19 protein-coding genes and 1 tRNA gene are annotated in these 22730 nt (G+C 33.1%); 15 read left to right on the top strand and 5 right to left on the bottom strand.

Features of this window, described 5'->3' with window-relative positions; translation table 11 throughout:
• The first annotated feature begins 44 nt into the window (after window positions 1-44).
• A complete protein-coding gene (locus BM289_RS12835) occupies window positions 45-2915 on the top strand; it encodes an alpha-amylase family glycosyl hydrolase (RefSeq protein ID WP_091494044.1) in 2871 nt (956 codons plus the stop codon).
• Between the two features lie 110 nt (window positions 2916-3025).
• Here BM289_RS12835 and BM289_RS12830 read toward each other — a convergent pair whose 3' ends face one another.
• Together BM289_RS12830 and BM289_RS12825 are read right to left on the bottom strand one after the other, a co-directional pair.
• Window positions 3026-3250, bottom strand: a complete 225-nt coding sequence (locus BM289_RS12830; RefSeq protein ID WP_091494042.1) for a DUF6814 family protein — start codon at window positions 3248-3250, stop codon at window positions 3026-3028.
• A gap of 10 nt (window positions 3251-3260) precedes the next feature.
• Window positions 3261-4754 (bottom strand): MFS transporter, encoded by a 1494-nt coding sequence (locus BM289_RS12825; protein ID WP_091494039.1) that lies wholly within the window; start codon window positions 4752-4754, stop codon window positions 3261-3263.
• Window positions 4755-4921: 167 nt separating this feature from the next.
• Here BM289_RS12825 and BM289_RS12820 point away from each other — a divergent pair, with 167 nt between their 5' ends.
• Entirely contained in the window at window positions 4922-5551 is a 630-nt protein-coding gene (locus BM289_RS12820) for a hypothetical protein (protein ID WP_143102078.1), read from the top strand.
• Between the two features lie 251 nt (window positions 5552-5802).
• On the opposite strand, the gene BM289_RS12815 is transcribed toward BM289_RS12820, so the two are convergent.
• Window positions 5803-5875, bottom strand: a tRNA-Phe gene (locus tag BM289_RS12815).
• A 103-nt stretch (window positions 5876-5978) separates the two neighbouring features.
• On the opposite strand from BM289_RS12815, the gene BM289_RS12810 reads away from it, so the two are divergent.
• From BM289_RS12810 to BM289_RS12780, 7 genes are all read left to right on the top strand, one after another.
• A complete protein-coding gene (locus BM289_RS12810; protein WP_091494033.1) occupies window positions 5979-6713 on the top strand; it encodes a type III pantothenate kinase in 735 nt (244 codons plus the stop codon).
• On the top strand, window positions 6706-7935 hold the full coding sequence (locus tag BM289_RS12805; protein WP_091494030.1) for a BamG family beta-barrel-assembly machinery protein: 1230 nt from the start codon (window positions 6706-6708) through the stop codon (window positions 7933-7935). Before BM289_RS12810 ends, BM289_RS12805 begins: the two co-directional genes overlap by 8 nt.
• A 51-nt stretch (window positions 7936-7986) precedes the next feature.
• On the top strand, window positions 7987-8541 hold the full coding sequence (gene lptC / locus BM289_RS12800; protein ID WP_091494027.1) for an LPS export ABC transporter periplasmic protein LptC: 555 nt from the start codon (window positions 7987-7989) through the stop codon (window positions 8539-8541).
• A gap of 8 nt (window positions 8542-8549) precedes the next feature.
• Window positions 8550-8744 carry a hypothetical protein gene (locus BM289_RS12795; RefSeq protein WP_091494024.1) on the top strand — a complete coding sequence of 65 codons (195 nt, stop codon included), beginning with the start codon at window positions 8550-8552 and terminating at the stop codon, window positions 8742-8744.
• 2 nt (window positions 8745-8746) lie between these two features.
• Entirely contained in the window at window positions 8747-10003 is a 1257-nt protein-coding gene (locus BM289_RS12790; RefSeq protein WP_091494022.1) for a hemolysin family protein, read from the top strand.
• A gap of 107 nt (window positions 10004-10110) precedes the next feature.
• Window positions 10111-12210, top strand: a complete 2100-nt coding sequence (locus BM289_RS12785; RefSeq protein WP_091494019.1) for a peptidylprolyl isomerase — start codon at window positions 10111-10113, stop codon at window positions 12208-12210.
• Between the two features lie 281 nt (window positions 12211-12491).
• Window positions 12492-12941 (top strand): hypothetical protein, encoded by a 450-nt coding sequence (locus BM289_RS12780; RefSeq protein WP_091494018.1) that lies wholly within the window; start codon window positions 12492-12494, stop codon window positions 12939-12941.
• A gap of 25 nt (window positions 12942-12966) precedes the next feature.
• Here the strand turns inward: BM289_RS12780 and BM289_RS12775 are convergent, their stop codons facing one another.
• A complete protein-coding gene (locus BM289_RS12775; RefSeq protein ID WP_091494015.1) occupies window positions 12967-13875 on the bottom strand; it encodes a GYDIA family GHMP kinase in 909 nt (302 codons plus the stop codon).
• Between the two features lie 92 nt (window positions 13876-13967).
• Window positions 13968-15278 carry a hydroxymethylglutaryl-CoA reductase, degradative gene (locus BM289_RS12770; RefSeq protein WP_091494013.1) on the bottom strand — a complete coding sequence of 437 codons (1311 nt, stop codon included), beginning with the start codon at window positions 15276-15278 and terminating at the stop codon, window positions 13968-13970.
• Window positions 15279-15460: 182 nt separating this feature from the next.
• On the opposite strand from BM289_RS12770, the gene BM289_RS12765 reads away from it, so the two are divergent.
• The 6 genes from BM289_RS12765 (at window position 15461) to BM289_RS12740 (ending at window position 22728) form a co-directional block, all read left to right on the top strand.
• Window positions 15461-17632 (top strand): S9 family peptidase, encoded by a 2172-nt coding sequence (locus BM289_RS12765; protein ID WP_091494240.1) that lies wholly within the window; start codon window positions 15461-15463, stop codon window positions 17630-17632.
• Window positions 17633-17670: 38 nt separating this feature from the next.
• Window positions 17671-19347 (top strand): peptide MFS transporter, encoded by a 1677-nt coding sequence (locus BM289_RS12760; protein WP_091494010.1) that lies wholly within the window; start codon window positions 17671-17673, stop codon window positions 19345-19347.
• A 1-nt stretch (window position 19348) separates the two neighbouring features.
• Window positions 19349-20833 (top strand): peptide MFS transporter, encoded by a 1485-nt coding sequence (locus BM289_RS12755; protein ID WP_091494007.1) that lies wholly within the window; start codon window positions 19349-19351, stop codon window positions 20831-20833.
• A 47-nt stretch (window positions 20834-20880) separates the two neighbouring features.
• Window positions 20881-21348 (top strand): thioredoxin family protein, encoded by a 468-nt coding sequence (locus BM289_RS12750; RefSeq protein WP_091494006.1) that lies wholly within the window; start codon window positions 20881-20883, stop codon window positions 21346-21348.
• A 217-nt stretch (window positions 21349-21565) separates the two neighbouring features.
• The gene (locus tag BM289_RS12745; RefSeq protein WP_091494003.1) at window positions 21566-22018 is read left to right on the top strand and encodes a thioredoxin domain-containing protein; all 453 of its coding nucleotides are present in this window, start codon (window positions 21566-21568) and stop codon (window positions 22016-22018) included.
• Between the two features lie 260 nt (window positions 22019-22278).
• On the top strand, window positions 22279-22728 hold the full coding sequence (locus tag BM289_RS12740) for a thioredoxin domain-containing protein (RefSeq protein WP_167365421.1): 450 nt from the start codon (window positions 22279-22281) through the stop codon (window positions 22726-22728).
• Window positions 22729-22730 lie beyond the last annotated feature (2 nt).

Here is a 22730-nt window from a genome sequence, read left to right as displayed (position 1 = left end):
AGCCCTTTTTTAATCGACTAACTAAACCAGATAACCACACTATTATGAAAAAAACTTTACTATCAATATTTTTATTGATGGCAGTGACCGTTTTTGCCCAGCAGCAAACGGTTACTTATTCAATAAATCCTTCTACTTTTGAAGATACGACGCCTATTACTATTACCATTAATGGGAATAGTGTTAATGAGACTTCATGGGGAATTAATGCTACTCATGCATTATATCTTTGGTCTTGGTCTTATGATGTAAACGATACTAATCAATCAGATAGTCCTTCTAATGGAACTTGGACATCATCAAACGAAGCAAGTAAATTTACCTATAACGCAGGAACCGATACTTATACTAAAACAATTACCCCTTCTACGTATTTCGCAAGAAACGGAATAGGAAGAATTGGTTTTTTGGTTAAAGCGAAAGATGGAACAGGCGATAAGAAATCGCAAGATATTTTGGTTGAAGTAGGAATTTTTCAAGTTTCATTAACTTCTCCGGCCGAAAATAGTACTACGATTATTAATTCAGGATCAAATTTTACTGTTACTGCAACAAATACTGGTGGCGCAGGGAGTTATACTTTAAAAGCAAATGGTATCACAATCAATACAAATGCAAGTACCTCGAATTATTCTTATACACATACGAATATTACGGGAAATCAAAGTTATGAGCTAATTGCAACACAGGGGGCGACTACAATTTCTAAGAAATTCTCGGTTGTTGTAAATCCAAATACCGTTTCAGAAACTATGCCTGCGGGATTAGTGGATGGTATTAATTATAATTCGGCAGATGTCACAAGAGCAACTTTAGTTTTAGATGCACCTTTAAAAGACTTTGTCTATGTGGCAGGAAGCTTTAATAATTGGCTACCAACATCGGCTTATGCCATGAAAAAAGATCCAGTTTCGGGAAAATTCTGGCTGGAATTAACAGGATTGGTTTCGGGTGTAAATAATATGTATCAATATTGGGTTGTAGATACAACGCCTCTTGCCAATTCACCCGCAATGGTAAAAACGGCCGATCCCTATTCAACCTTAGTTTTGTCTCCTTATGATGATCCTTGGATTCCTACTTCAAAATATCCTAACATGCCAGTTTATCCAACAGGACAGAGTTTTGAAGTGACTGTTTTAAAAACAGGTCAGACTCCTTATAATTGGCAGGTAATTAATTTTGTAAAACCTGAAAAAGAAAAATTGGTCATTTACGAAGTTTTGGTTCGTGATTTTGATGCAGGCAAAAGTTATCAAAACTTAATTGATAGAATGGATTATTTTAAGAATTTAAAAATTAATGCAATCGAATTAATGCCGGTTATGGAATTTGAAGGAAATGAAAGCTGGGGCTACAATACCTCATTTCATATGGCGTTGGATAAGTTTTATGGAACTTCGGATAAGTTAAAAGAATTTATTGATTTATGCCACCAAAACGGAATCGCAGTAATTCTTGACGTAGCCTTAAATCATGCTTTCGGAAGAAATCCGATGGTGAGGATGTGGATGAATGATCCTGATGGAGATGGTTTTGGATCGCCAACTACCGAAAATCCTTATTTCAATACAGTAGCAAAACATACTTACAGTGTTGGAGAAGATTTTAATCATCAATCAGCAAAAACACAATATTACGTTGAAAGAGTGATTAAACAGTGGATTCAAGAATATAAAATTGACGGTTTCCGCTGGGATTTAACCAAAGGATTTACACAAAATTGTACAGCATCAGATGAATCTTGTACCAATGCATATCAGCAGGATAGAGTAGATATTTTGAAGAAATATGCTGATTATTCTTGGAGTTTAGACCCGACGCATTATACCATTTTTGAGCATTTAGGAACTGACAATGAAGAAAAACAATGGGCAGATTATAGAGTTGCAGAAACGCCAAGCAAAGGAATTATGATGTGGGGAAAAATGACTGATCCTTACAATGAATTGTCGATGGGATATAGTAGTAATATTACCAGAATGTCTAGTTCAAGCAGAGGATTTACAGCTAATCGTTTGATTGGGTATGCTGAAAGTCATGATGAAGAAAGACTGATGTATAAAAATGTACAATATGGAGCAACAAATGGAGCTTACAACGTAAAAACATTAAATACAGCCTTGTCGAGAATGTCGGCAATTGGAGCAGTTTCGTTATTAGTTCCTGGGCCAAAAATGATCTGGCATTTTGGCGAGTTAGGTATGGATGACTCTATTTATACTTGCAACAATGGTACGGTAAACGATACTTCAGGTACAACTCCAGGAGATTGTAAATTAGATACAAAGCCTCAGCCTCAATGGACGGAAAACTGGTTGGGAGATTCCAATCGTAATAAAATTTATAACGATTGGGCAAAAATGATTACACTTAAAAAAGCAGAACCGGTTTTCTTAGGAACTTCAACTATAACAAATGCAAATTCAAAAATTGTAAACATCAAAATAACAGATGCCAATTTGTCTTCATCACAATTAAAAGATGTTTTAATCTTGGCAAATTTCGATACGACGGCTCAAAACGTTGCGACAGGTTTTCCGTATACAGGAACTTGGTACAATTTAATGGACAATAGTACTATTAATGTTACAGATGTAAACGCTCCAATAAATCTGCCGGCTGGAGAATATAGAATTTATGGAAATAAAACGGCAAACTTAGCAATAGACCAGTTTGAAAAAGGAAATACAGTGGGTTTATATCCAAATCCAGTTGCAGATTACTTTACGCTGAATGAAGGTTTCACAAAAGTTCAAATTTATTCCGTTTCAGGGCAATTAGTCAAAAGTTTTGCTTCAAAGGGCAACCCAGATTTTCAATTCAGCGTAAGCGAATTACAAGCAGGGCTATATATAGTAAAAGCTTCTAATGAAAACAGTAAAACACAGATTATGAAGTTTATTAAAAAATAAACTGAAAAAAAAATCTTAACGGATAAAAAGTTTGGTTAGGTTAGTAATGAGAAAAGGCTGTTCTACATTGTTGTAGGCAGCCTTTTTGATTAAGTAGTTTTCTATCTCATTTATTTCTTTTTATTATATTCTCCAATTAAGGAATAGTATCCAAATGTTCCCAAACCCATAACAATGAGCGGGGTTAATATAAATAGAATAATTGCACCAAATACCAAATCGTCCTGCTGGTCTGAAAGCAGTTTGGGTAAACCAAATTCAAACACACAAAAATAAGCTGCAGCCGCCGCTAAAGCAATCCATAAAGCCCCTAAAACTTGTTTAATCGCATTCATTTTTTAAATTTTAAAGGTGAGTAGTTTCGTTTTTGTTGTCAATATATATCATTCCAATTACAAAGCAGATTCCTGCAATAATAATAGGATACCATAATCCATCAAGATAAAAATCGGTTTTGCCAGCTGTTTTGGCATGAGATACAAAATAAGTAGAAATAGCAGGAAGTAAACCTCCAAAAATTCCGTTTCCAACGTGGTAAGGCAGCGACATAGAAGTATATCTAATTTTAGTTGGAAACATTTCGACTAAGAAAGCGGCAATAGGACCATAAACCATTGTTACAAATAGTACTTGAATAAAAACTAGAAAAATTAAGGTCCATTTATCGCTTGAATTGATTGTTATTGAAATGCTCGTTTGAGCATCTTTTTTGTCTATGTACGTTTTTTTCTCCACTACGGATGTGCCATCTGTATATTTTTTTTGTGTTGTGGCAACAGAACTTCCATCAGCCTTTTTTTCAGTTGTAACTTGTGGTATTTCTACAATTTCAGTTTTTTTGGTAATATCAGTAGTATCGTACATCATTTTGTAAATAGGTCTGTACGATAGAATCGCCAGTAACATCCCAAACATCATAATATATTTACGACCAATTTTATCGCTCAGCCATCCAAAAATAATAAAAAAAGGAGTTCCAATCAAAAGAGCAATTCCTAATAATTCATCTACTTGAGAAGAATCAACATTCATAACCGTTTTCATAAAACTCATCGCATAAAATTGTCCTGTATACCAGACAACTCCCTGTCCCATTGTTGCACCGAATAAAGCTAGTAAAACAAACTTTAAATTGTATCTGTTTCCAAAACTTTCTTTTAACGGATTTGCACTTGTTGTTCCCTCTTTTTTCGCTTTTGCAAAAACAGGTGATTCATCCATATTTTTTCGAATCAAATACGAAACACCAACCATAGCAACCGAAACCCAGAAAGGAACACGCCATCCCCAAAGATCAAAAGCTTCCGGCGAAAGCATGCTTTTTGTAGCAAGAATAACCATCAAAGAAATAAACAAACCAACAGTAGCAGTAGTCTGAATCCAAGAAGTCCAATAGCCCTTTTGGCCTGCAGGAGCGTGCTCAGCAACATAAGTCGCTGCGCCACCATATTCACCTCCAAGAGCAAGTCCTTGCAGTAAGCGTAAAATCAAAACCAACAAAGGAGCTAAAAAACCAATTGTTTCATAACTCGGAATACAGCCAATTAAAAAAGTAGAACCTCCCATTAATAATAAAGTAGCCATAAAAGTATATTTACGGCCAATAATATCACCAAGCCTTCCAAAAAATAAAGCGCCAAATGGGCGAACAACAAATCCGGCTGCAAATGTGGCTAAAGTCGATAAAAATGCTGCGGTGGGATTATCACTGGGGAAAAATTTTGTTGAAATAACAACGGCTAAACTGCCAAAAATATAAAAATCGTACCATTCGATCATGGTCCCCATAGAAGAGGCAGAAATTACTTTCCAAATGCCTTTAGTCGAAGTTTTGCTCATAAAACTGCTTTGGAATCTTATTAGTAAATGAAAGATAAAATTATAGTTTTACGAATATAGAAGATATTTTTTTATTCAGTCAATACTTTTTTAACAAAAACTAATTATTTGTTGACATTTTGAATTGAGGTTTTTGCTGAATTTTAAAAGTAAAGGAATCTTTATATTTGAAATCTATTTTTGTCAAACATAATTATATGAAGCAGATTTTTGGATTAATTCTTTTTTTGAGTTTTGTAGTTTGTCAAAGCCAGAAAGTAAATGTTTCTGGTGAAAGTGAATGTTTAGCAGTTCCCATTGCTTCAGAAGTTTTGCAGTGGCAGTATATTGATATGAGAAAAGATTCAATTTATTATAAAAGTGAATTTGCCAATTTTGTTAAAATAAAAAATGGAGTGTTGCTTTATAAATGGCAGGAAGGGCATGAAAGAGGTCAGTTTTTAATTGTCGATTTTGATAAAAACTTTAGTGCTATATTGAAAACGGAAAAATTAAGCAAAGAAGTAAATTTCTTAGTAGGAGATCAAAAGAAATTAAAGTTTGCTTCGGAGATTTTAGAGAAGAAAAGTTATTATCAGAGATGTAGGAAAGATCATGGTCATGCCATTTTATATATATTGGTTGTAAGGTGTAATGATGAAATGAAAGCGCAGTATTATTCTCCAATGAATCATCCTTATGAGATAAAAACAACTGATAGTAATATTTATTTAATTCAGGAAATCTTTAGTATAATGGATCAAGCTTTATACAAAGATTTTAAACCAAATAAAATCGCAAAGGTTCGCAAAAATTAAGCTTTGCGAACCTTTGTAAATCTAAATCTTTGCGCTCTTTTCAGAGGAGTCAGGAATATAGATTTTTTCTTATTCAGATTATCCAATCTTTTTGATTAATCCCCAACTTTTGAACCTGATCCATTTTTTCTTATTCAGATTATCCAATCTTTTTGCTTAATCCCCAACTTTTGAACCTGATCCTCTTTGCGGTTTAAAAAACAAAAAAATATTAAAAAACAAAAAACCCGAATATTTCTATTCGGGTTTTGTGGTACCTCCAGGGATCGAACCAGGGACACATGGATTTTCAGTCCATTGCTCTACCATCTGAGCTAAGGTACCGTTTTGTGCGTATTGCGGGTGCAAAGATAGAATCATTTTCCGTTTCTCCAAAACATTTTAGAAAAAAAATCAATTCGTATCTTCGCAAAAACAAAAATGCAAAATGGTTTTAACGGTTGATGTTGGAAACACTCGAATTAAAGCGTCTGTCTTTGAGGGAAGTACTGCTCTGGAGAATTTCATTTTTGAGAAAAAAGAGCTTGTAGAAAAAATTAAAAATATTTTAGAAAAGTTTCCAAATTGCTCCGATTTGGTGGTTGCTTCGGTTGGGAATATCGAAAAACAAGCTTTTTTAACATTCGAAAATCAACTCAATGTGCATTTTTTTACACACGAAGATGTTTTCCCATTCCATAATAAGTATGCAACCCCAAAAACTTTAGGGATAGACCGCATGATTCTAGCGGCGGGAGCCACTTTGAAATTTCCAAAACAAAACCGATTGGTTATTGATGCAGGAACTTGCATTACCTACGATTTTATCGACGAAAACGACAATTATTTAGGAGGAGCAATCTCTCCAGGGCTTCGTTTGCGTTATGAGTCAATGCATAATTACACTGCCAAACTGCCTTTGCTGACATTAGAAGTGCCTGAATCTTATATTGGAAACTCGACGGCACAAGCCATGCACTCTGGTGTTGTCAACGGTTTCGTCTATGAGATTGACGGTTTTATCGATGATTATCGCAGGGACTTTTCAAATTTTATCATAATTTTAACGGGAGGCGATGCAGATTTTTTGGCTAAACGATTAAAAAATACCATATTTGCCAATTCAAATTTCCTTCTGGAGAGTTTGAACCAAACATATCAATATAAAATCGACAATGATTAAAAAAGTATTAATAAGCGCTTGTTTGCTTATATCGTTCGTTTCATTCGCGCAACAAGGTACAGCTTCTCCATATTCTTTTTTCGGAATAGGAGATGTGAGATTCAAGGGAACTCTTGAAAACAGATCAATGGCCGGAGTTGCAGTGGAGCAGGATACGATTCATTTAAATTTAGAAAACCCTGCTAGTTACGCCAGCTTGATACAAACAACCTTTACTGTTGGGGGAACTTTTGCAACTTCTAATTTAAAAACAAGTTCTCAATCAGAAAAAGCGCAACGTACTACTTTTGATTATTTGGCATTAGGAATTCCGATGGGAAAATTTGGTGCTTCATTTGGTTTAATACCAGTTTCTTCCGTAGGATATAAAATTCTTAATGATAATACCGCTACAGAAGGAGCTACAAGTTCGCAACTTGATGGAAAAGGTGGGGTGAACAAGGTATATTTCGGGTTAGGTTATAAAATTACGCGTCACTGGAATATTGGTGCAGATGCACAATATAACTTCGGAAAAATCACAACGACAAGTTTAGAAAGTATAACAGGTGTTCAAAACAGTACTGCAGAAGTAAATACTTCAGAAATTTCTGGAATGGCTTTTAGCTTTGGAACCATGTATCAAAGAAAAATCTATAAAAAAATGAGTATATTTTCTAGTTTGAGCTATTCCTTTGCGAGTAACTTGAGCTCAGATAATACAAGGGTAATATCGGTTCAAGGAGATCCAGATCCTTATGCTTATCCAGCTAATTCAACAAATTTAAAACTTCCAAATAAATTAAGTATTGGTTTAGGAGTTGGAGAAGCCAGAAAGTGGTTGGTAGGAGCTAATATGACTTTCCAAGGTGATGGGCAATTAGCAAATTACTATAATTCTGCTGATAATGTGAGTTACGAAAATTATTCAAAATTTGCTCTTGGAGGATATTATCTTCCTAATTACAACTCTTTTACAAGTTATATGAGCAGAATTACCTATAGAGCCGGTATTAAATATGAAAAAATAGGTTTGATAGTAAATAACGAATCTATTAAAGATGTGGGAATGACACTTGGGGCAGGAATTCCTATCCCAGGATCTTTTTCAAATGTGAATTTTGGAATTGAATTTGGTAAACGCGGTACCGTTTCTTCAAATTTAGTACAAGAAAACTATGTGAATTTTAGTTTGAGTTTCTCTTTCAACGATAAATGGTTTGTGAAGAGCAAATTCCAATAAACATCATATTTTATCTTTTTTAAGCTCATTACAATTTACTACATTTGGCAAATGAATTTACCAAAGAGATATAGTCTAATGGTTGTCACAGTTTTTGCTGTGACACTGTTTTTTGGATGCGAAAGTAATTTTAAAGAAGTTCAGAAAATTAACTTCTCTGAGTTTGTTCCTGCCAGTGATGCTGATACAATCAATATTAAGTACACAGATTCTGGTCGTATTACAGGTGTTTTGATTAGTCCTAAAATGCTGGACTATGCTAATCTTGATTTTCCTTTTACAGAATTTCCTAAAGGAATAGATGTTACTTTATACGATAAAAAACAAAAACGTACTTTTATAAAAGGCAATTATGCCGTTTCGTATAAAAATACCGGAATCATTGATTTGATTGGAAAAGTCAAAATTACTTCTGAGGCAGGACAGGTTTTGGAAACAGAGCAATTATACTTTGATCAGAAAAACGAATGGTTTTATACGGAGAGAAAATTTAAACTTACCGATGCAAAAGGTGTTTCTCACGGTCAGGGAATAGATTTTAGTAAAGATTTTAAAGTGATTAATTCACAGCGAATAAGCGGTGAAATTGAATCTGATGAAGAATAAATAAGATTATGGGGTATTTAAAATATACACAATACGTTTACATTATTATAGCACTTTTTTTTACTTACGATGCTATAGTGAAATTAAATGAAGGCGACGAAAGCTATCCTTTCTATTTTGTAATTGCAGGAATGTCGGCTTTTATGTTTTTCTTTAGAAGGCGATTTATCAATAAACATAATAATAGAAACAAAAATCAGTAAAAATGGAAATTAGTATTATAATAATATGTTTAATACTAGCTGCATTTTTTTCTGGGATGGAAATCGCTTTTATTTCCGCAAACAAAATTTATCTTGAAATAGAAAAGAAACAAGACGATTTCTTGTCTCGAATTTTAACTAAACTTACCGAAAATCCATCCAAATTTATTGCTGCCATGCTGATTGGCAACAATGTGGCTTTGGTGATTTACGGTTTTTTTATGGGTGATCTAATCTTAAATTGGATGACTCGTCTGGGTTTGTTTGTTCCAGATTGGTGGGATGTTCTCATTCAAACACTTCTTGCCGCTTCTATAGTTTTATTGACTTCAGAATTTTTTCCGAAAGTATTTTTTCAAATCTACGCCAATTCATTAATCAAAATTTTGGCGCTTCCTGCATATTTGTTTTACAGATTGTTTTATTATATCTCTTCTTTCTTTATCTGGATTGCTGATTTTGTGTTGAGTAAATTTTTTAAGTTAGAAGGAAGTCAGATTCATTTGTTCAGCAGGATTGAACTCGGAAACTATATTACGGAGCAGATGAGCACTGTTGAAGAAGATGAAGAAGTAGATTCTGAAATTCAAATTTTTCAAAATGCATTAGAATTTTCGGGTGTGAAGGCACGAGATATTATGACACCGCGAACAGAAATTGTTGACATGGATCTTTTTGATACTGTTGATGATCTTAAAGCAATGTTTATTGAAACAGGATATTCTAAAATCATTATAAGCCAGAATTCTTTAGATGATATTGTGGGTTATGTGCATTCGTTTGATTTGTTTAAAAAACCATCGACAATAAAATCGGTTTTAATGACAGTGGAATTTGTTCCAGAAACCATTTTGATAAAAGATGTGTTGAACTTATTAATTAAAAAACGTAAGAATGTAGCGGTCGTTTTAGATGAATATGGTGGAACTTCTGGGATTATTACCATTGAAGATATTGTAGAAGAACTTTTTGGAGAAATAGAAGATGAACACGATCTTGACGAAGAATTAATAGAAGAAGAAATAGGCGAAGGTAAATATTTGTTTTCTACACGCTTAGATGTGGAGTATTTGAATGAAACCTACAAATTAATGATTCCCGAAGAAGATTCGTATGGAACATTGGGAGGTTTTATTGTGAATCATACCAAAGAAATACCGCAAAAAGGAGATAGAATTGTAATTGATAAGTATCATTTTTTTATAAAAGAGGCGTCAAATAAGAAAATAGAACTAGTCAAATTGACAATTAAAGATTGATTTTTTAAATTAATAAAAAAAAATGTGTAAAATAAAACGCTAGTTGTATTGTTATTAACTAGATAATTGTATTTTCGCAAACTGAATATAAAATTAACGATAATAAAATGGCAGTTTTAGCAAAAATTAGACAGCGTTCCGCTTTATTGATAGGAGTTATTGCACTTGCATTATTTGCATTTATAATACAAGACTTAATCGGTAAGGGAACATTTAGTCAAAGTTCAAAAGATGTAGGAAGCATCGACGGAAAAGATATTTCATTTGAAGACTTTAGAATTAAAGTTAGTAATGTTGAAAAAAGTGGGCAGGGCATAACTTCCACTGAAGCTGCAAACAGAGTTTGGGATCAAGAAGTTTCAATCGCTTTATTGTCAACTCAATTTGAAAAATTAGGATTGAGAGTAGGTAAAAAACACTTACTTGAGGTTTTAAAATCAGATCCAAATATTGGTAAAAACCCAATGTTCTTAAATGCAGCAGGAATTTTTGATGAAGTTAAGTTTAACGACTATTTCAACTCAAATCCAGAAGCAAAAGAATTCATCGCTCAAAAAGAGAAAGATGCTGAATTGAATGCTAAATTTCAAATCTATAATACTTTAATTAAGTCAGGACTTTACACAACTGCTAGTGAAGGAAAATTAAAGTACGAAATGGAAGCTAACAAAGTAAGCTTTGCTTATGCTGCAGCTACATATTCTTCTATCAAAGACAGTGAAGTGAAAATTTCTGATTCTGATATCGTAGATTATATGAAGAAAAACGAGAAAAAATTCAAAGCGGATGCAACTCGTGAAATTCAATATGTTTTAGTAGAAGACAAAGCTTCTAAAGAAGATGAGGCTGAAATTAAAGCTAAGTTAACTGCATTGTTATCAGGAAGTGTTGTTTACAATGCAAAAACTGGTAAAAATGATACATTGCCAGGATTTAGAAACGCAACAAACATTGCTGAATTTGTAAACGCAAATTCTGATGTTCCTTACGATTCTACTTATGTTCCAAAAAATGCTTTGCCAGCAGTTGATGCTGATAAATTATTCAGCTTACCAGCCGGTGCAATCTACGGACCATATGTTTACGGAAGATATTATGCAATTTCTAAATCTCAAGGATTTAAATCTGGAGTTAATGCAAAAGCAAGCCACATTTTAATTGGTTACGAAGGATCTCAAACTCCAAACCAAAAAGAAAAAAGAACTAAAGAAGAAGCTAAAGCTAAAGCTGAAGAAATTTTAGCTCAAGTTCAAGCTAATCCAGATAGTTTTATGATGTTGGCTTTTACAAGTTCTGATGATTCATCTGCACAACAAGGTGGTGATTTAGGATATTTTGGTCAAGGTCAAATGGTAAAACCATTCAATGATTTTGTATTCAATAACGGAATTGGAAAAGTTGGTTTAGTAGAAACTCCTTTCGGATTCCATATTATTAAAGTTACTGACAAACAAGACGGAATTCGTTTAGCTACAATTGCTCAGAAAATTGAGCCATCTGAAGCTACTTCTGATAAAGTATTTACTTTGGCAACTAAATTCGAAATGGATGCTGCTAATAAAGATTTTGCAGCGGCGGCTAAAGAATTAGGATTAAAAGTTGCTCCTGTTGTAAATGCTAAAGCTATGGATGAGGCATTTGGTCCATTAGGAAATCAACGTAACATCGTAAGATGGGCTTTTGATAAAGAAACTGATAAAGGTGATGTAAAACGTTTTGAAATCGCTAACATTGGACATGTTATCGCTCAATATAAAGGAGAGAACGAATCAGGTTTAGTTTCTGTTGATATGGCAAGACCTTATGTTGAACCAATCTTGAAAAACAAGAAAAAAGCAGAATTGTTAAAAGCTAAAATGACTGGATCAAGCCTAGAAGCTGTTGCTAAAGCTGCTGGTGTTGCAGTTCAACAAGCTACAGACGTAACTTTAGATAATCCAGTTTTACCTGGTGGAGTTGGACAAGAGCCAAGAGTTGTAGGTAATGCATTTGCTTTGGCTGCAAACAAAGTTTCTGCTCCAATTGAAGGTAACACTGGAGTTTATGTGGTGAAAAACACTAAAACTGTAAAAGCTCCTGCAATTGCTAATCATGCTGCTTATGTAGAAAAAGTAAAAGCTCAAAGTGCAAATGATGCAAGCAGAGTATTGCCAGCGTTAAAAAACAATGCAAAAATAGAAGATAACAGATTGCAGTTCAATTACTAAGAAACAGTAATCAATACCATAAAAACCCGAAACGTCTTTGATGTTTCGGGTTTTCTTTTTTATTCCCCCGAATAATTAATTTCACTTTGTAATATTTTTTAGTTAATTTTTTGATACTCTGTAGGGGAAATAGAGATTTAATCTAAAAAATTTGTGATATTCAAAATATTGCAGTTAATTTGTCCGAATTTTTAATTTAACATTTCTTTCTGATTTCCAAAATGTTAGAGTAAATTCAAAAAACTGGACCCAAAATCAAATACCTAAACATCAAACATTTAATGTTTTTTATTTTAAAAATTTTTAAAAAGAAGCCAAGAGTTTATACCAAAATAGAAAGCCATATTTTTGGAATTATTACGGAGCTTTTAAAAGTTGCCAGCACCGACATCAACGTAGATGAATTGGGAGGGAAGTATTATTTGAGTAACGAAGAACAGCATTTTAAAGTTACCATCTTAAGTAACGATTACGTCATCCGATTAACAAATACCCACGATTCTGTAGCAGAGAAATATGATAAGTTTTTTGTTGAGGATGTTTTACGTGCTGTAAAAGAAGAAAAACACCGCAGAATGGAAGTGGTTTATGATTCGATAACCAACAGCATCGAGAAAATGGCTGAACGTCTACATAATAGACTTATAGAATCTAACGAACAAGACAGTAAGTCTGTTCGTCGACTAGAAACAAAATCGGATAAGAATAATAACAAGAAAGTAAATTATTGATCTTTTTGTTTGAATTGCTTACGCATTATAAAATCATTTCTTCGTAAGTCAGCATTGTTTCGTAACCTTTTTTAGCAAAATATTCTTTCGGATTTTCTTGAGAAACCACCATTACAAAATCGCCTCCCCAGGCTCCAAGACTTTTAATTACACCTTTGAAATCTGGAAATACAGCTTCTTTTATAGTTTGCATTTCTAAAATGTTGCTCAAGTGAATTTCATGTTTCTGTACAGCCGACGCGAATTCTTTTAATGTTTTGGCATTAAGGATGGCATTGGTGATTTTGTTGTTTTCAGCAACGCTCTGGGCTAAATGATTATTTTTATTGTTGTTGTAAGCATAAATAGCCGATTTGCTGTTTTGCTTTTTATTTAAATAAACAAAATAGATATGGTCTTTAAAATCTGGATTAAATTCAACCTGTTCTACAAGATTGTCTTTAATGCGGTATAATACTGGAGTGTTATTTTGTGCACAGGCAATATCGTAGCCACTTCCTCCAAAACTATTATTTAATAACGTAAAAGCATTAACCTCTGTCCATTGTGCAATATTATTGATTAAGGTAGAAGAAGTTCCTAGTCCCCAATTTCTTGGGAAACTTAAATGTGTGCTTACTTTGTAACCTTTAGCGTTATCAATAAATTTTGGATTAAGAATAAAAGCTTCGTGCAGAATGTTAATTAAAGTCGATTTTACAGTATCAACTTGCGTGTTTGAACCTTTTGTAACTTCCTCAAATGTAAAAGTTTCCTCGAACCATAAATGCTCATCAGAATCATAGCTTTTCCATTCAATTTGATTGTTTTCATGATCTTCAATAACTAAATTTTGGCCAAATTTTGTTGGCAATGCAAAAGCATCAGCTCCATCTAAAACTAGATATTCTCCAGCGATAAAAAGTTTTCCGTTACTGTAAAAGGTTGTTGACATAATTGTCTTTATAGTATTATAAAAATTCCAATATTTTAAACTCCAATCCGCAACATTGGAATTTGGAATTTACAATGTTGGAATTTATTGATTTATTTTCTTAAGTTTTCAATAAAATCTACCACAGCGCTGTGAGAAACGGCTGTTTTCTTAAAATGCGTTTTAATTAAATGACGCTCTTCGTCGGTAGCTTCAAATTGATTGATGATATTGTTCAGGTGCATTTTCATGTGTCCTTCCTGAATTCCTGTAGTCGTTAAGGAACGCAAAGCAGCAAAATTCTGTGCTAAGCCAGCAACGGCAACAATCTCCATTAATTCTTGCGCAGATGGTTTTTCTAAAATATCTAGACACAGTTTTACTAAAGGATGTAAAGAAGTTAAGCCACCAACAGTTCCTAATGCCAATGGAATTTCAAGCCAAAAAGTAAAAATTCCGTTTTCGATTTTAGCATGAGATAAACTTGAGTATTGGCCGTTTTTTGAAGCATACGCATGAACGCCGGCTTCTACGGCTCTAAAATCGTTTCCTGTCGCTAAGACAACGGCATCAACACCGTTCATAATTCCTTTATTATGGGTAACCGCTCTAAAAGGTTCAACCTCTGCAATCTGAACAGCCCGCACAAAACGTTCTGCAAATTCTTGTGGATTTGTAATATGTTTTTCGGCTAAATCTTCAATCGGACAAGAAACTTCAGCTCTGACAAGGCAGTTTGGAACATAATTAGACAAAATACTCATGATAACCTCCAGCTCGTCATTTTTCAATAAATCAGAGTTTTGAACTTCTTCTTTTAAGGTGGAAGCAAATTGCTCCAAACAAGAATTTATGAAATTTGCTCCCATGCTGTCTTTAGTTTCAAAAGTAGCATGAAGCTGATAATAGTTTTCTAATAAACTTCTTTTGTCTTTTAATTTAATATCCAAAATACCACCGCCACGCTGCTGCATGTTTTTGGTGATGTTTTGAGTTTCTGAAAAAAACTTTGGTTTTATTTCGTCAAAAAAACTTTTTAGGTTTTCGGCATCACCATTATAGGTAAAATGAACTTGTCCAATTTTTTCTGTATTGATAATTGTTGCTTTAAAACCGCCTCTTGTGGACCAATATTTTGCTGCTTTAGAAGCTGCGGCAACCACAGAACTTTCTTCAATAGCCATCGGAATGGTTTTGTATTTTCCGTTGATTAAAAAGTTGGGAGCAACTCCAAGTGGGATATAAAGGTTTGTAATGGTGTTTTCAATAAATTCATCATGCAATTGCTGAAGCTTTTCGTCTGAATTCCAGTAATTTCTTATAATATTTTGAGCCTCATCAGGGTTCGAAAAATATTCATTTGCAATCCAGTTGATTTTTTCTTTTTTGGATAATTTAGAAAATCCAGCAACAGCGTTGTTCATTCTCAGTATATTAAATAATAATGTTGCGGCAAATATACCATTTTAAGAGTTTTGTTTAAAATGTATTTTAAAAATGGAGTCTGCGCAATCGTTATTTTTTTTAACATTTAACACTTAAAATGTGTATTATGTTTATTTTTTTTACTAAAATTGGGCTCTTTTTTATATTTAAATTAATTGTAATGAGTACAAGTAAAATTACTGTAATACTTTTATTTCTAGTTGCAACCGTTTTTGGCCAACAAAAAATCACTATCGAAAACATTTATGGAGGGGCATTCCGAGCAAAAGGAATGGATGAGCTACAATCTCTAAAAAATACAGACCAATATACTGTATTGAATATAGACAAAGCCAGTAGAAGCATGCAGATTGATTTATATGATTTTGCAACTTTAAAAAAGGTATCTAATTTAATTGATACTAAAAATCATGCGGCACTTTCAGAAGGAATTGACAGTTATACTTTTGATGCTTCTGAGAAAAAAATCTTAATTGCATGCAATAGCAACCAGATTTTCCGTCACTCATTTACTGCGGATTATTATTTATACGATATCGCTTCAAAATCTTTGACAAAACTTTTTGATTTTCAGATTCAAGAACCAACTTTTTCTCCTGATGGAACAAAAATCGCTTATGCTCGAGAAAATAACTTATATGTATACGATGTCGCTTCAAAAAAATCTACTCCAATTACAACTGATGGAAAAAAGAACGCTGTAATCAATGGTATTACGGACTGGGTTTATGAAGAAGAATTTGCTTTTGTTCGTGCTTTCGATTGGAGCAAAGACAGTAAAAAAGTAGCTTATATTCGTTTTGACGAAAGCCAGGTTCCTGAGTTTTCTATGTCAATGTTTCACAAAGACTTATATCCAACAATCGAAACGTTTAAATATCCAAAAGCAGGAGAAAAGAACTCAGAAGTTTCATTACATATTTATGATGTAGCTGCTGGAGCAACTAAAAAAGTCGATTTAGGAAAATATAATGATTTCTACATTGCTCGTTTACAATGGACAAATGATGCAAATATACTTTCAGCACAGGTTTTAAACCGTCATCAAGATAATTTAGATTTGTTGTTTGTTGATGGAAATACAGCAACAGCTAAAGTAGTTTTAAATGAAAAAGACAAAGCTTACGTAGATGTAACAGATAACTTAACCTTCTTAAAAGACAACAGTTTTATCTGGACAAGCGAAAAAGACGGTTTTAATCATATTTATGTTTATGATAAAACAGGAAAGCTTAAAAATCAAGTGACAAAAGGGAACTGGGAAGTGGTTTCATACTACGGTTTCGACGAAAAAACAAAAACTATTTTTTATCAATCTACAGAAAATGGTTCTATCAACAGAGATATTTATAGAGTTGGTTTAGATGGAAAAAACAAAACCCGTTTAACTACAAAAGTGGGAACAAGCGCGGCGACTTTCAGTCCAAACTTCCAATATTTCATTACTACTTTCTCAAGTAATTTAGTGCCTACAACTTATACTCTAAATGAGTCAAAAACAGGAAAAGAAATTCAAGTTATCGAAAATAATCAAGCACTTGCTGATAAACTGAAAGGATATAACTTGCCTGCAAAAGAATTCTTCGTTTTAAAAACAGCTAAAGGAAACGAATTAAACGCATGGATTTTAAAACCAAAAGATTTTGATCCTTCAAAAAAATATCCAGTTTTCATGTACCAATATTCTGGTCCTGGATCACAGCAGGTAAATAACGATTGGAATAACTCTGATGATTATTGGTTCTTGTCGCTTACGCAGCAAGGTTACATTGTAGCTTGTGTTGACGGAAGAGGAACTGGCTACAAAGGAGCCGATTTCAAAAAAGTGACTCAAAAAGAATTAGGAAAATACGAAGTAGAAGATCAAATCGATGCGGCTAAAGTAATTGGTTCTTATCCTTATGTTGATGCTTCTAGAATTGGAATTTTCGGATGGAGTTATGGTGGATTTATGGCTTCTAATTGTATTTTCCAAGGAAATGATGTTTTCAAAATGGCAATCGCTGTTGCTCCAGTAACGAACTGGAGATTTTATGACAGTGTTTACACAGAAAGATATATGCAAACGCCACAGGAAAATGCAAGCGGATACGATCAAAACTCGCCAATTAATCATGTTGATAAATTAAAAGGTAAATTTTTATTGATTCACGGTTCTGGTGATGATAACGTTCATGTTCAGAACTCAATGCAGATGATGGAAGCTTTAATTCAGGCTAATAAACAATTTGATTCTCAAATTTATCCAGATAAAAATCATGGCATTTACGGTGGAGCTACTAGAATTCAGCTGTACAACAAAATGACCAATTTCATCAAAGAAAATCTATAAACTAAAATCTTTTAAACTTAATTAAATAAGCGAATACTATGGGAGAAAATCAAGTGAAAACTGCGCATCCAAAAGGACTTTGGGTATTGTTTGGAACGGAGATGTGGGAGCGGTTCAATTTTTATGGAATGCGGGCTTTATTGACTTTATTTCTTGTAAATTCATTATTAATGAAAGAAGAAGAAGCTTCGTTAATTTACGGAGGTTTTCTTGGTCTTTGTTATTTAACTCCAATGCTTGGAGGTTTTGTAGCTGATCGTTATTTAGGAAACAGAAACTGTATCTTATTAGGAGGATTGTTAATGGCTATAGGACAAATGCTTTTGTTTACCAGCGGAAGTGTATTTGAATCTAATTTAGGTTTAGCCAAAATTATTATGTACTCTGCTTTAGGAGTTATCGTTTTTGGTAACGGGTTCTTCAAACCAAATATTTCTAGTATGGTTGGAAGTTTGTATCCAAAACAAGAAAAAACAAAATTAGATAGCGCCTTCACTATTTTCTATATGGGAATTAACATCGGAGCTTTTTTAGGTCAGTCAATTTGTCCTTTGTTAGGAGATGTTAAAGATGCAGGCGGTATTAGAGATATTCATGCTTTTAGATGGGGATTCATGGCGGCTTCTGTTGCAATGTTGTTGGGAACAATTTTATTTTACTTCTTAAAAAATAAATATGTAGTTTCTCCAGAAGGAAAACCTTTAGGAGGATTACCTTCTAAAAATGACGCTTCAGATTTTGAAGAAGGAGAAGCGCAACAGGCAAACTTTTCTAGTAAAGCTTTAGTAATTGCTGGAATTGCATTTATTGCTTTAGGATTCTTTTTTCATTATGTAGTTGGGCAAAACTTAATTTACACTTTGATTTACTCAAGTGGTTTGGCTCTGGCAGGATTAATTATTTCTGATACTTCTTTAACTAAAGTTGAGAGAGATAGAATTATTGTAATTTATATCGTTTCGTTCTTTATTATTTTCTTCTGGGCAGCATTTGAACAGGCAGGTTCATCTTTGACTTTTATTGCTGATAACCAAACAGACAGACATTTCTTTGGTTGGGCAATGCCACCGTCAATGGTTCAGATTTTTAACGGAATGTTCGTTGTAATTTTAGCAGTTCCTTTTAGTGTTTTATGGGATACTTTAAGAGCTAAAGGAAAAGAACCTATTTCTCCAGTAAAATTGGCTGCTGGATTAGTGATTATTTCGATCAGTTTCTTTATGATTGCGACTCAAGTTTCTTATATCGGAACTTCTGGGCTTTTATTAGTAAAATGGCTTATCTTATTATATTTCTTAAATACATGTGCGGAGTTATGTTTATCTCCAATCGGATTGTCATTGGTGGGTAAATTATCTCCAAAACGTTTTGCTTCATTGTTATACGGTGTATTCTTTTTGTCTAATGCTTCAGGTTATGCTTTAGGAGGAACTTTAGGTTCTATCTTGCCAGCAACAGGAGATAAATTTGCAAAAGCTAAAGAATTAGGAATTGATCTTCAGGCAGTTTTAGATAAAAAAATAACGCTGACAGCAGAGCAGTTATCTTTACTAGATCATCATCAAATTAGTGCACAGAACCCAATTTTTGCTGGGTTTGAAATTCATAACTTATATGAATTCTTCATGGTATTTGTTGTTCTAACTGGAATCGCAGCAATTTTATTATTCGCTTTAACACCATTGTTGAAGAAGTTAATGCACGGTGTTAGATAGAATGGAAAAGAATATTACTTTAGAAGAAATTCAAAATTTTGAAGGCAAGTACCCAAAACAATTGTGGTACTTGTTTTTGGTTGAAATGTGGGAACGTTTTTGTTTCTACGGAATGAGAGGAGTTTTAGCAGTTTTCATGGTAGACCAATTAGGTTTGGTTGAAGGAAAAGCAAATCTTCAATATGGTGCAATTCAAGCGTTCGTTTATGCTTTTACATTTATTGGAGGAATTTTTGCAGATAAAGTTTTAGGATTTAAAAAGTCGCTTCTCTTTGGAGGAATTGTAATGATTTTGGGTAATTTGCTAATTGCGGTAAATCCTCATGATTTCTTTTATTACGGAATAACACTTTCTATTATTGGAACTGGTTTTTTTAAGCCAAACGTTTCTTCAATGGTAGGAGAACTTTATCATGAGGAAGATGGACGTCGTGATGCTGGTTACGGATTGTTCTATGCCGGAATTAATATTGGAGGGATGCTGGGCGGTGCAATTCCTATTTATTTAGGGAAAAACTATTCATGGAGTCTTTGTTTTCTTTCGGCGGCAATTGTTATGATTATTGGGGTGGTGACTTTTCTTTTAACTAAGAAACATTTAGCGCCAATTGGAAATTCTCCTTTGGAAAATCAGGCACCTAAAAAACGAAATCTTTATGAGACAGCGGTTTATTTAGGTTCTTTTGCAGTAATTCCATTAGTTTATATAATGGTTATTAATTCCGATTTTACAGAATATTTTATGTACACTATCGGAGTTTTGGCATTAGGATATTTTTTATATGAATTAATAATGATAAAAGAGAGAAAGCAGCAACTTAAATTTCTGGCGGCTTTTATCTTTATTTTTGCCTATTTTATGTTTATGGCAATTTCTGAACAGTCTGGAGGTTCGTTGTCATTATTTGCAAAAGATAATTTGAGTAATAAATTGTTGTTCTTCAATATTGATCCAAATGTGGTAAATAACAGTATAAATTCACTTTATGTTATCATTTTTAGTCCATTATTAGGTTTTTTATGGATTTATATGTCTAAACGAAAAATTGAGCCTAATACGGTAATTAAATTCGGTTTGTCGTTTATCTTATTGGCAGCAGGTTTCTTTATTTTCTATAGTGCAAGATTTTTTGTCAATAAGGATGGATTAAGTTCACTTGATGTATTTGCTTTAGGATATCTTTTATATACACTCGGAGAATTATGTATTGGTCCAATCGGGATGTCTGTAATTACTAAATTATCTCCAAAAAGATTATTTGGAATGATGATGGGGTTATGGTTTCTTTCAAGTGCATTTGGCCAGTTTGCTGCAGGTAAATTAGGAGCTGAAATGTCTGATGCAAATACAGGAACTACATTGATGTCTAAACTTATTGCTTATACAGGTGGATATTATCAATTAGCAGTATATGCATTTGTAGCAGGTGTAGCATTCATTGTTTTGACTCCGTTAATTAGAAAATTAATGCAAGAAGTTAAATAATTATGTTGTAATTAGTTTTTGTATAAATTTGTGAAAATTTCCCCACTATGAAAAAAATACTACTTATTACGTTGTTTTTAATTGGTGCTTCGAATCTTCAAGCGCAGGAATTAAAATGGTACACAGATGTTAGAGAAGCTATTACAGTAAGTAATAAAGAACAAAAACCTATGTTGATGTTTTTTACTGGAAGTGATTGGTGTGGTTGGTGTATTCGTTTACAGAATGAAGTTTTGAAGACAGAGGAATTTAAAAAATGGGCGTCGACTAATGTAGTTTTAGTGGAATTAGATTACCCGAGAGCTGTACCTCAGACTCCAGAACTTAAGAATCAAAATCTTGAGCTACAGCAAGCTTTTGGGATTCAGGGATTTCCAACAGTTTTCTTTACAAGTGCAGAATCTAAAGACGGAAGAGTAAATTTTAAAGGTTTAGGAAAAACAGGTTATGTTGCGGGTGGACCGTCTGCTTGGCTTACAGTTGCAGAAGGAATTGTACATCCGAAAAAATCATAATTAAAACATTAAAAATAAATAAAAAGCCCCTCACATTTTGTGAGGGGCTTTTTTTGTTTAGTAAGAAAAAGTTTTCAATCAGTATAAGTGTTTTTACGTATTTTATATTTTATTACAATTAAAAAAACATATAATGTATTTTTATACCCAATAAAAATTGGAAAATTAAAATATTATGTTAATTTCGTCATGCTAATCTAACCAAAAACCAATTAATATGACTAAAAAACTACTTATCCTACTAGTTTTTTTTGGGTCATTTGTAATGCAGTCGCAAAATTTGGCATGGAGAACTAACATGACAGATGCAATTGCAATTAGTAATGACCAAAAAAAACCGATGTTGATTTTATTCACTGCCTCAGGTGTACCAGAAAATCTCCAAAATGAAATTTTTAAAACCCCAGATTTTGCTGTTTGGTCACGAGATAATGTGATTTTAGTGAAATTAGATTTATCAGATATGAATGCATCTGATAGTGATCGTGAGCAAAATGTGAAGTTAAAAAATGCGTTTGGTGTTCAAGATCTTCCAGAAGTGTGTTTCGCAATGGCATCAGTCAGAAAAAACAAAACTACATTTAGTGCTTTAGGAAAAATTGCCTATAAGCCTGGTGGAGCTAAAGCGTGGATTGCAGAGTCTAATTCGATTTTGCATCCAGTAGAATAGGAAGATTACTTTCAACTTTTATTTTAATTTTTTTTGATCCCTTTTTGTTTTACAGAAAGGGATTTTTTTTGAGATGAAAATTTCACGCCTATAATTTGATTTTTTTTAATGTTATTTTTTTTTGATTTAATAAAAAAAGCATTGTTTATTATCAATTTGATTTTAATGTTTACAAGACCATTATTAATTTGTTAAATAATTCGTTTGGTTCAATTTTTATGTTATTTTAGTTTTTATTAACATAGCCAAAACCAAATTTTATGCTTCGAAAACTACTTATCCTACTACTCTTTTTGGGCTCTTTTTTTGTGAATGCCCAAGAAGCTATCTGGAGAACAGATATTAATGATGCTGTCGCTGTCAGTGCAGAAAAAAGAAAACCATTGCTAATTTTTTTCACTGGACAAGGTGCGAATCCAAAACTTCAAAATGAAATTTTTTCTACACGAGAATTTGAAGAATGGTCTAAAAAGAATGTTATTTTGGTAAAATTGGATCTTTCTGATGCTTCAATTGAAAACGATGCGAAAGAACAGAATTTAAGATTGAAAAATGCTTTTGGTATAGAAGAAATCCCTCAGGTGTGTTTTACTTCAGTATCTGTTAGGAAAGGAAAAACAAATTTCAATAAACTGGGACTTATATCTTATTTGTCTTCAGGTGTCAAAGCTTGGATTTCTGAATCTAATTTGATTTTAAATCCTGAATAGAA

This window comes from Flavobacterium phragmitis (assembly GCF_900112575.1).
GTDB lineage: Bacteria > Bacteroidota > Bacteroidia > Flavobacteriales > Flavobacteriaceae > Flavobacterium > Flavobacterium phragmitis.
Note: the sequence above shows the minus strand (reverse complement) of the source record. Positions and strands in the feature narration are given on the sequence as shown.

Coding starts and splice junctions, on each gene's coding strand:
- BM289_RS12835 (WP_091494044.1), top strand. CDS start 45: ATGAAAAAAACTTTACTATCAATATTTTTATTGATGGCAGTGACCGTT.
- BM289_RS12830 (WP_091494042.1), bottom strand. CDS start 3,250: ATGAATGCGATTAAACAAGTTTTAGGGGCTTTATGGATTGCTTTAGCG.
- BM289_RS12825 (WP_091494039.1), bottom strand. CDS start 4,754: ATGAGCAAAACTTCGACTAAAGGCATTTGGAAAGTAATTTCTGCCTCT.
- BM289_RS12810 (WP_091494033.1), top strand. CDS start 5,979: ATGGTTTTAACGGTTGATGTTGGAAACACTCGAATTAAAGCGTCTGTC.
- BM289_RS12805 (WP_091494030.1), top strand. CDS start 6,706: ATGATTAAAAAAGTATTAATAAGCGCTTGTTTGCTTATATCGTTCGTT.
- lptC (WP_091494027.1), top strand. CDS start 7,987: ATGAATTTACCAAAGAGATATAGTCTAATGGTTGTCACAGTTTTTGCT.
- BM289_RS12795 (WP_091494024.1), top strand. CDS start 8,550: ATGGGGTATTTAAAATATACACAATACGTTTACATTATTATAGCACTT.
- BM289_RS12790 (WP_091494022.1), top strand. CDS start 8,747: ATGGAAATTAGTATTATAATAATATGTTTAATACTAGCTGCATTTTTT.
- BM289_RS12785 (WP_091494019.1), top strand. CDS start 10,111: ATGGCAGTTTTAGCAAAAATTAGACAGCGTTCCGCTTTATTGATAGGA.
- BM289_RS12780 (WP_091494018.1), top strand. CDS start 12,492: ATGTTTTTTATTTTAAAAATTTTTAAAAAGAAGCCAAGAGTTTATACC.
- BM289_RS12775 (WP_091494015.1), bottom strand. CDS start 13,875: ATGTCAACAACCTTTTACAGTAACGGAAAACTTTTTATCGCTGGAGAA.
- BM289_RS12770 (WP_091494013.1), bottom strand. CDS start 15,278: ATGAACAACGCTGTTGCTGGATTTTCTAAATTATCCAAAAAAGAAAAA.
- BM289_RS12765 (WP_091494240.1), top strand. CDS start 15,461: ATGAGTACAAGTAAAATTACTGTAATACTTTTATTTCTAGTTGCAACC.
- BM289_RS12760 (WP_091494010.1), top strand. CDS start 17,671: ATGGGAGAAAATCAAGTGAAAACTGCGCATCCAAAAGGACTTTGGGTA.
- BM289_RS12755 (WP_091494007.1), top strand. CDS start 19,349: ATGGAAAAGAATATTACTTTAGAAGAAATTCAAAATTTTGAAGGCAAG.
- BM289_RS12750 (WP_091494006.1), top strand. CDS start 20,881: ATGAAAAAAATACTACTTATTACGTTGTTTTTAATTGGTGCTTCGAAT.
- BM289_RS12745 (WP_091494003.1), top strand. CDS start 21,566: ATGACTAAAAAACTACTTATCCTACTAGTTTTTTTTGGGTCATTTGTA.
- BM289_RS12740 (WP_167365421.1), top strand. CDS start 22,279: ATGCTTCGAAAACTACTTATCCTACTACTCTTTTTGGGCTCTTTTTTT.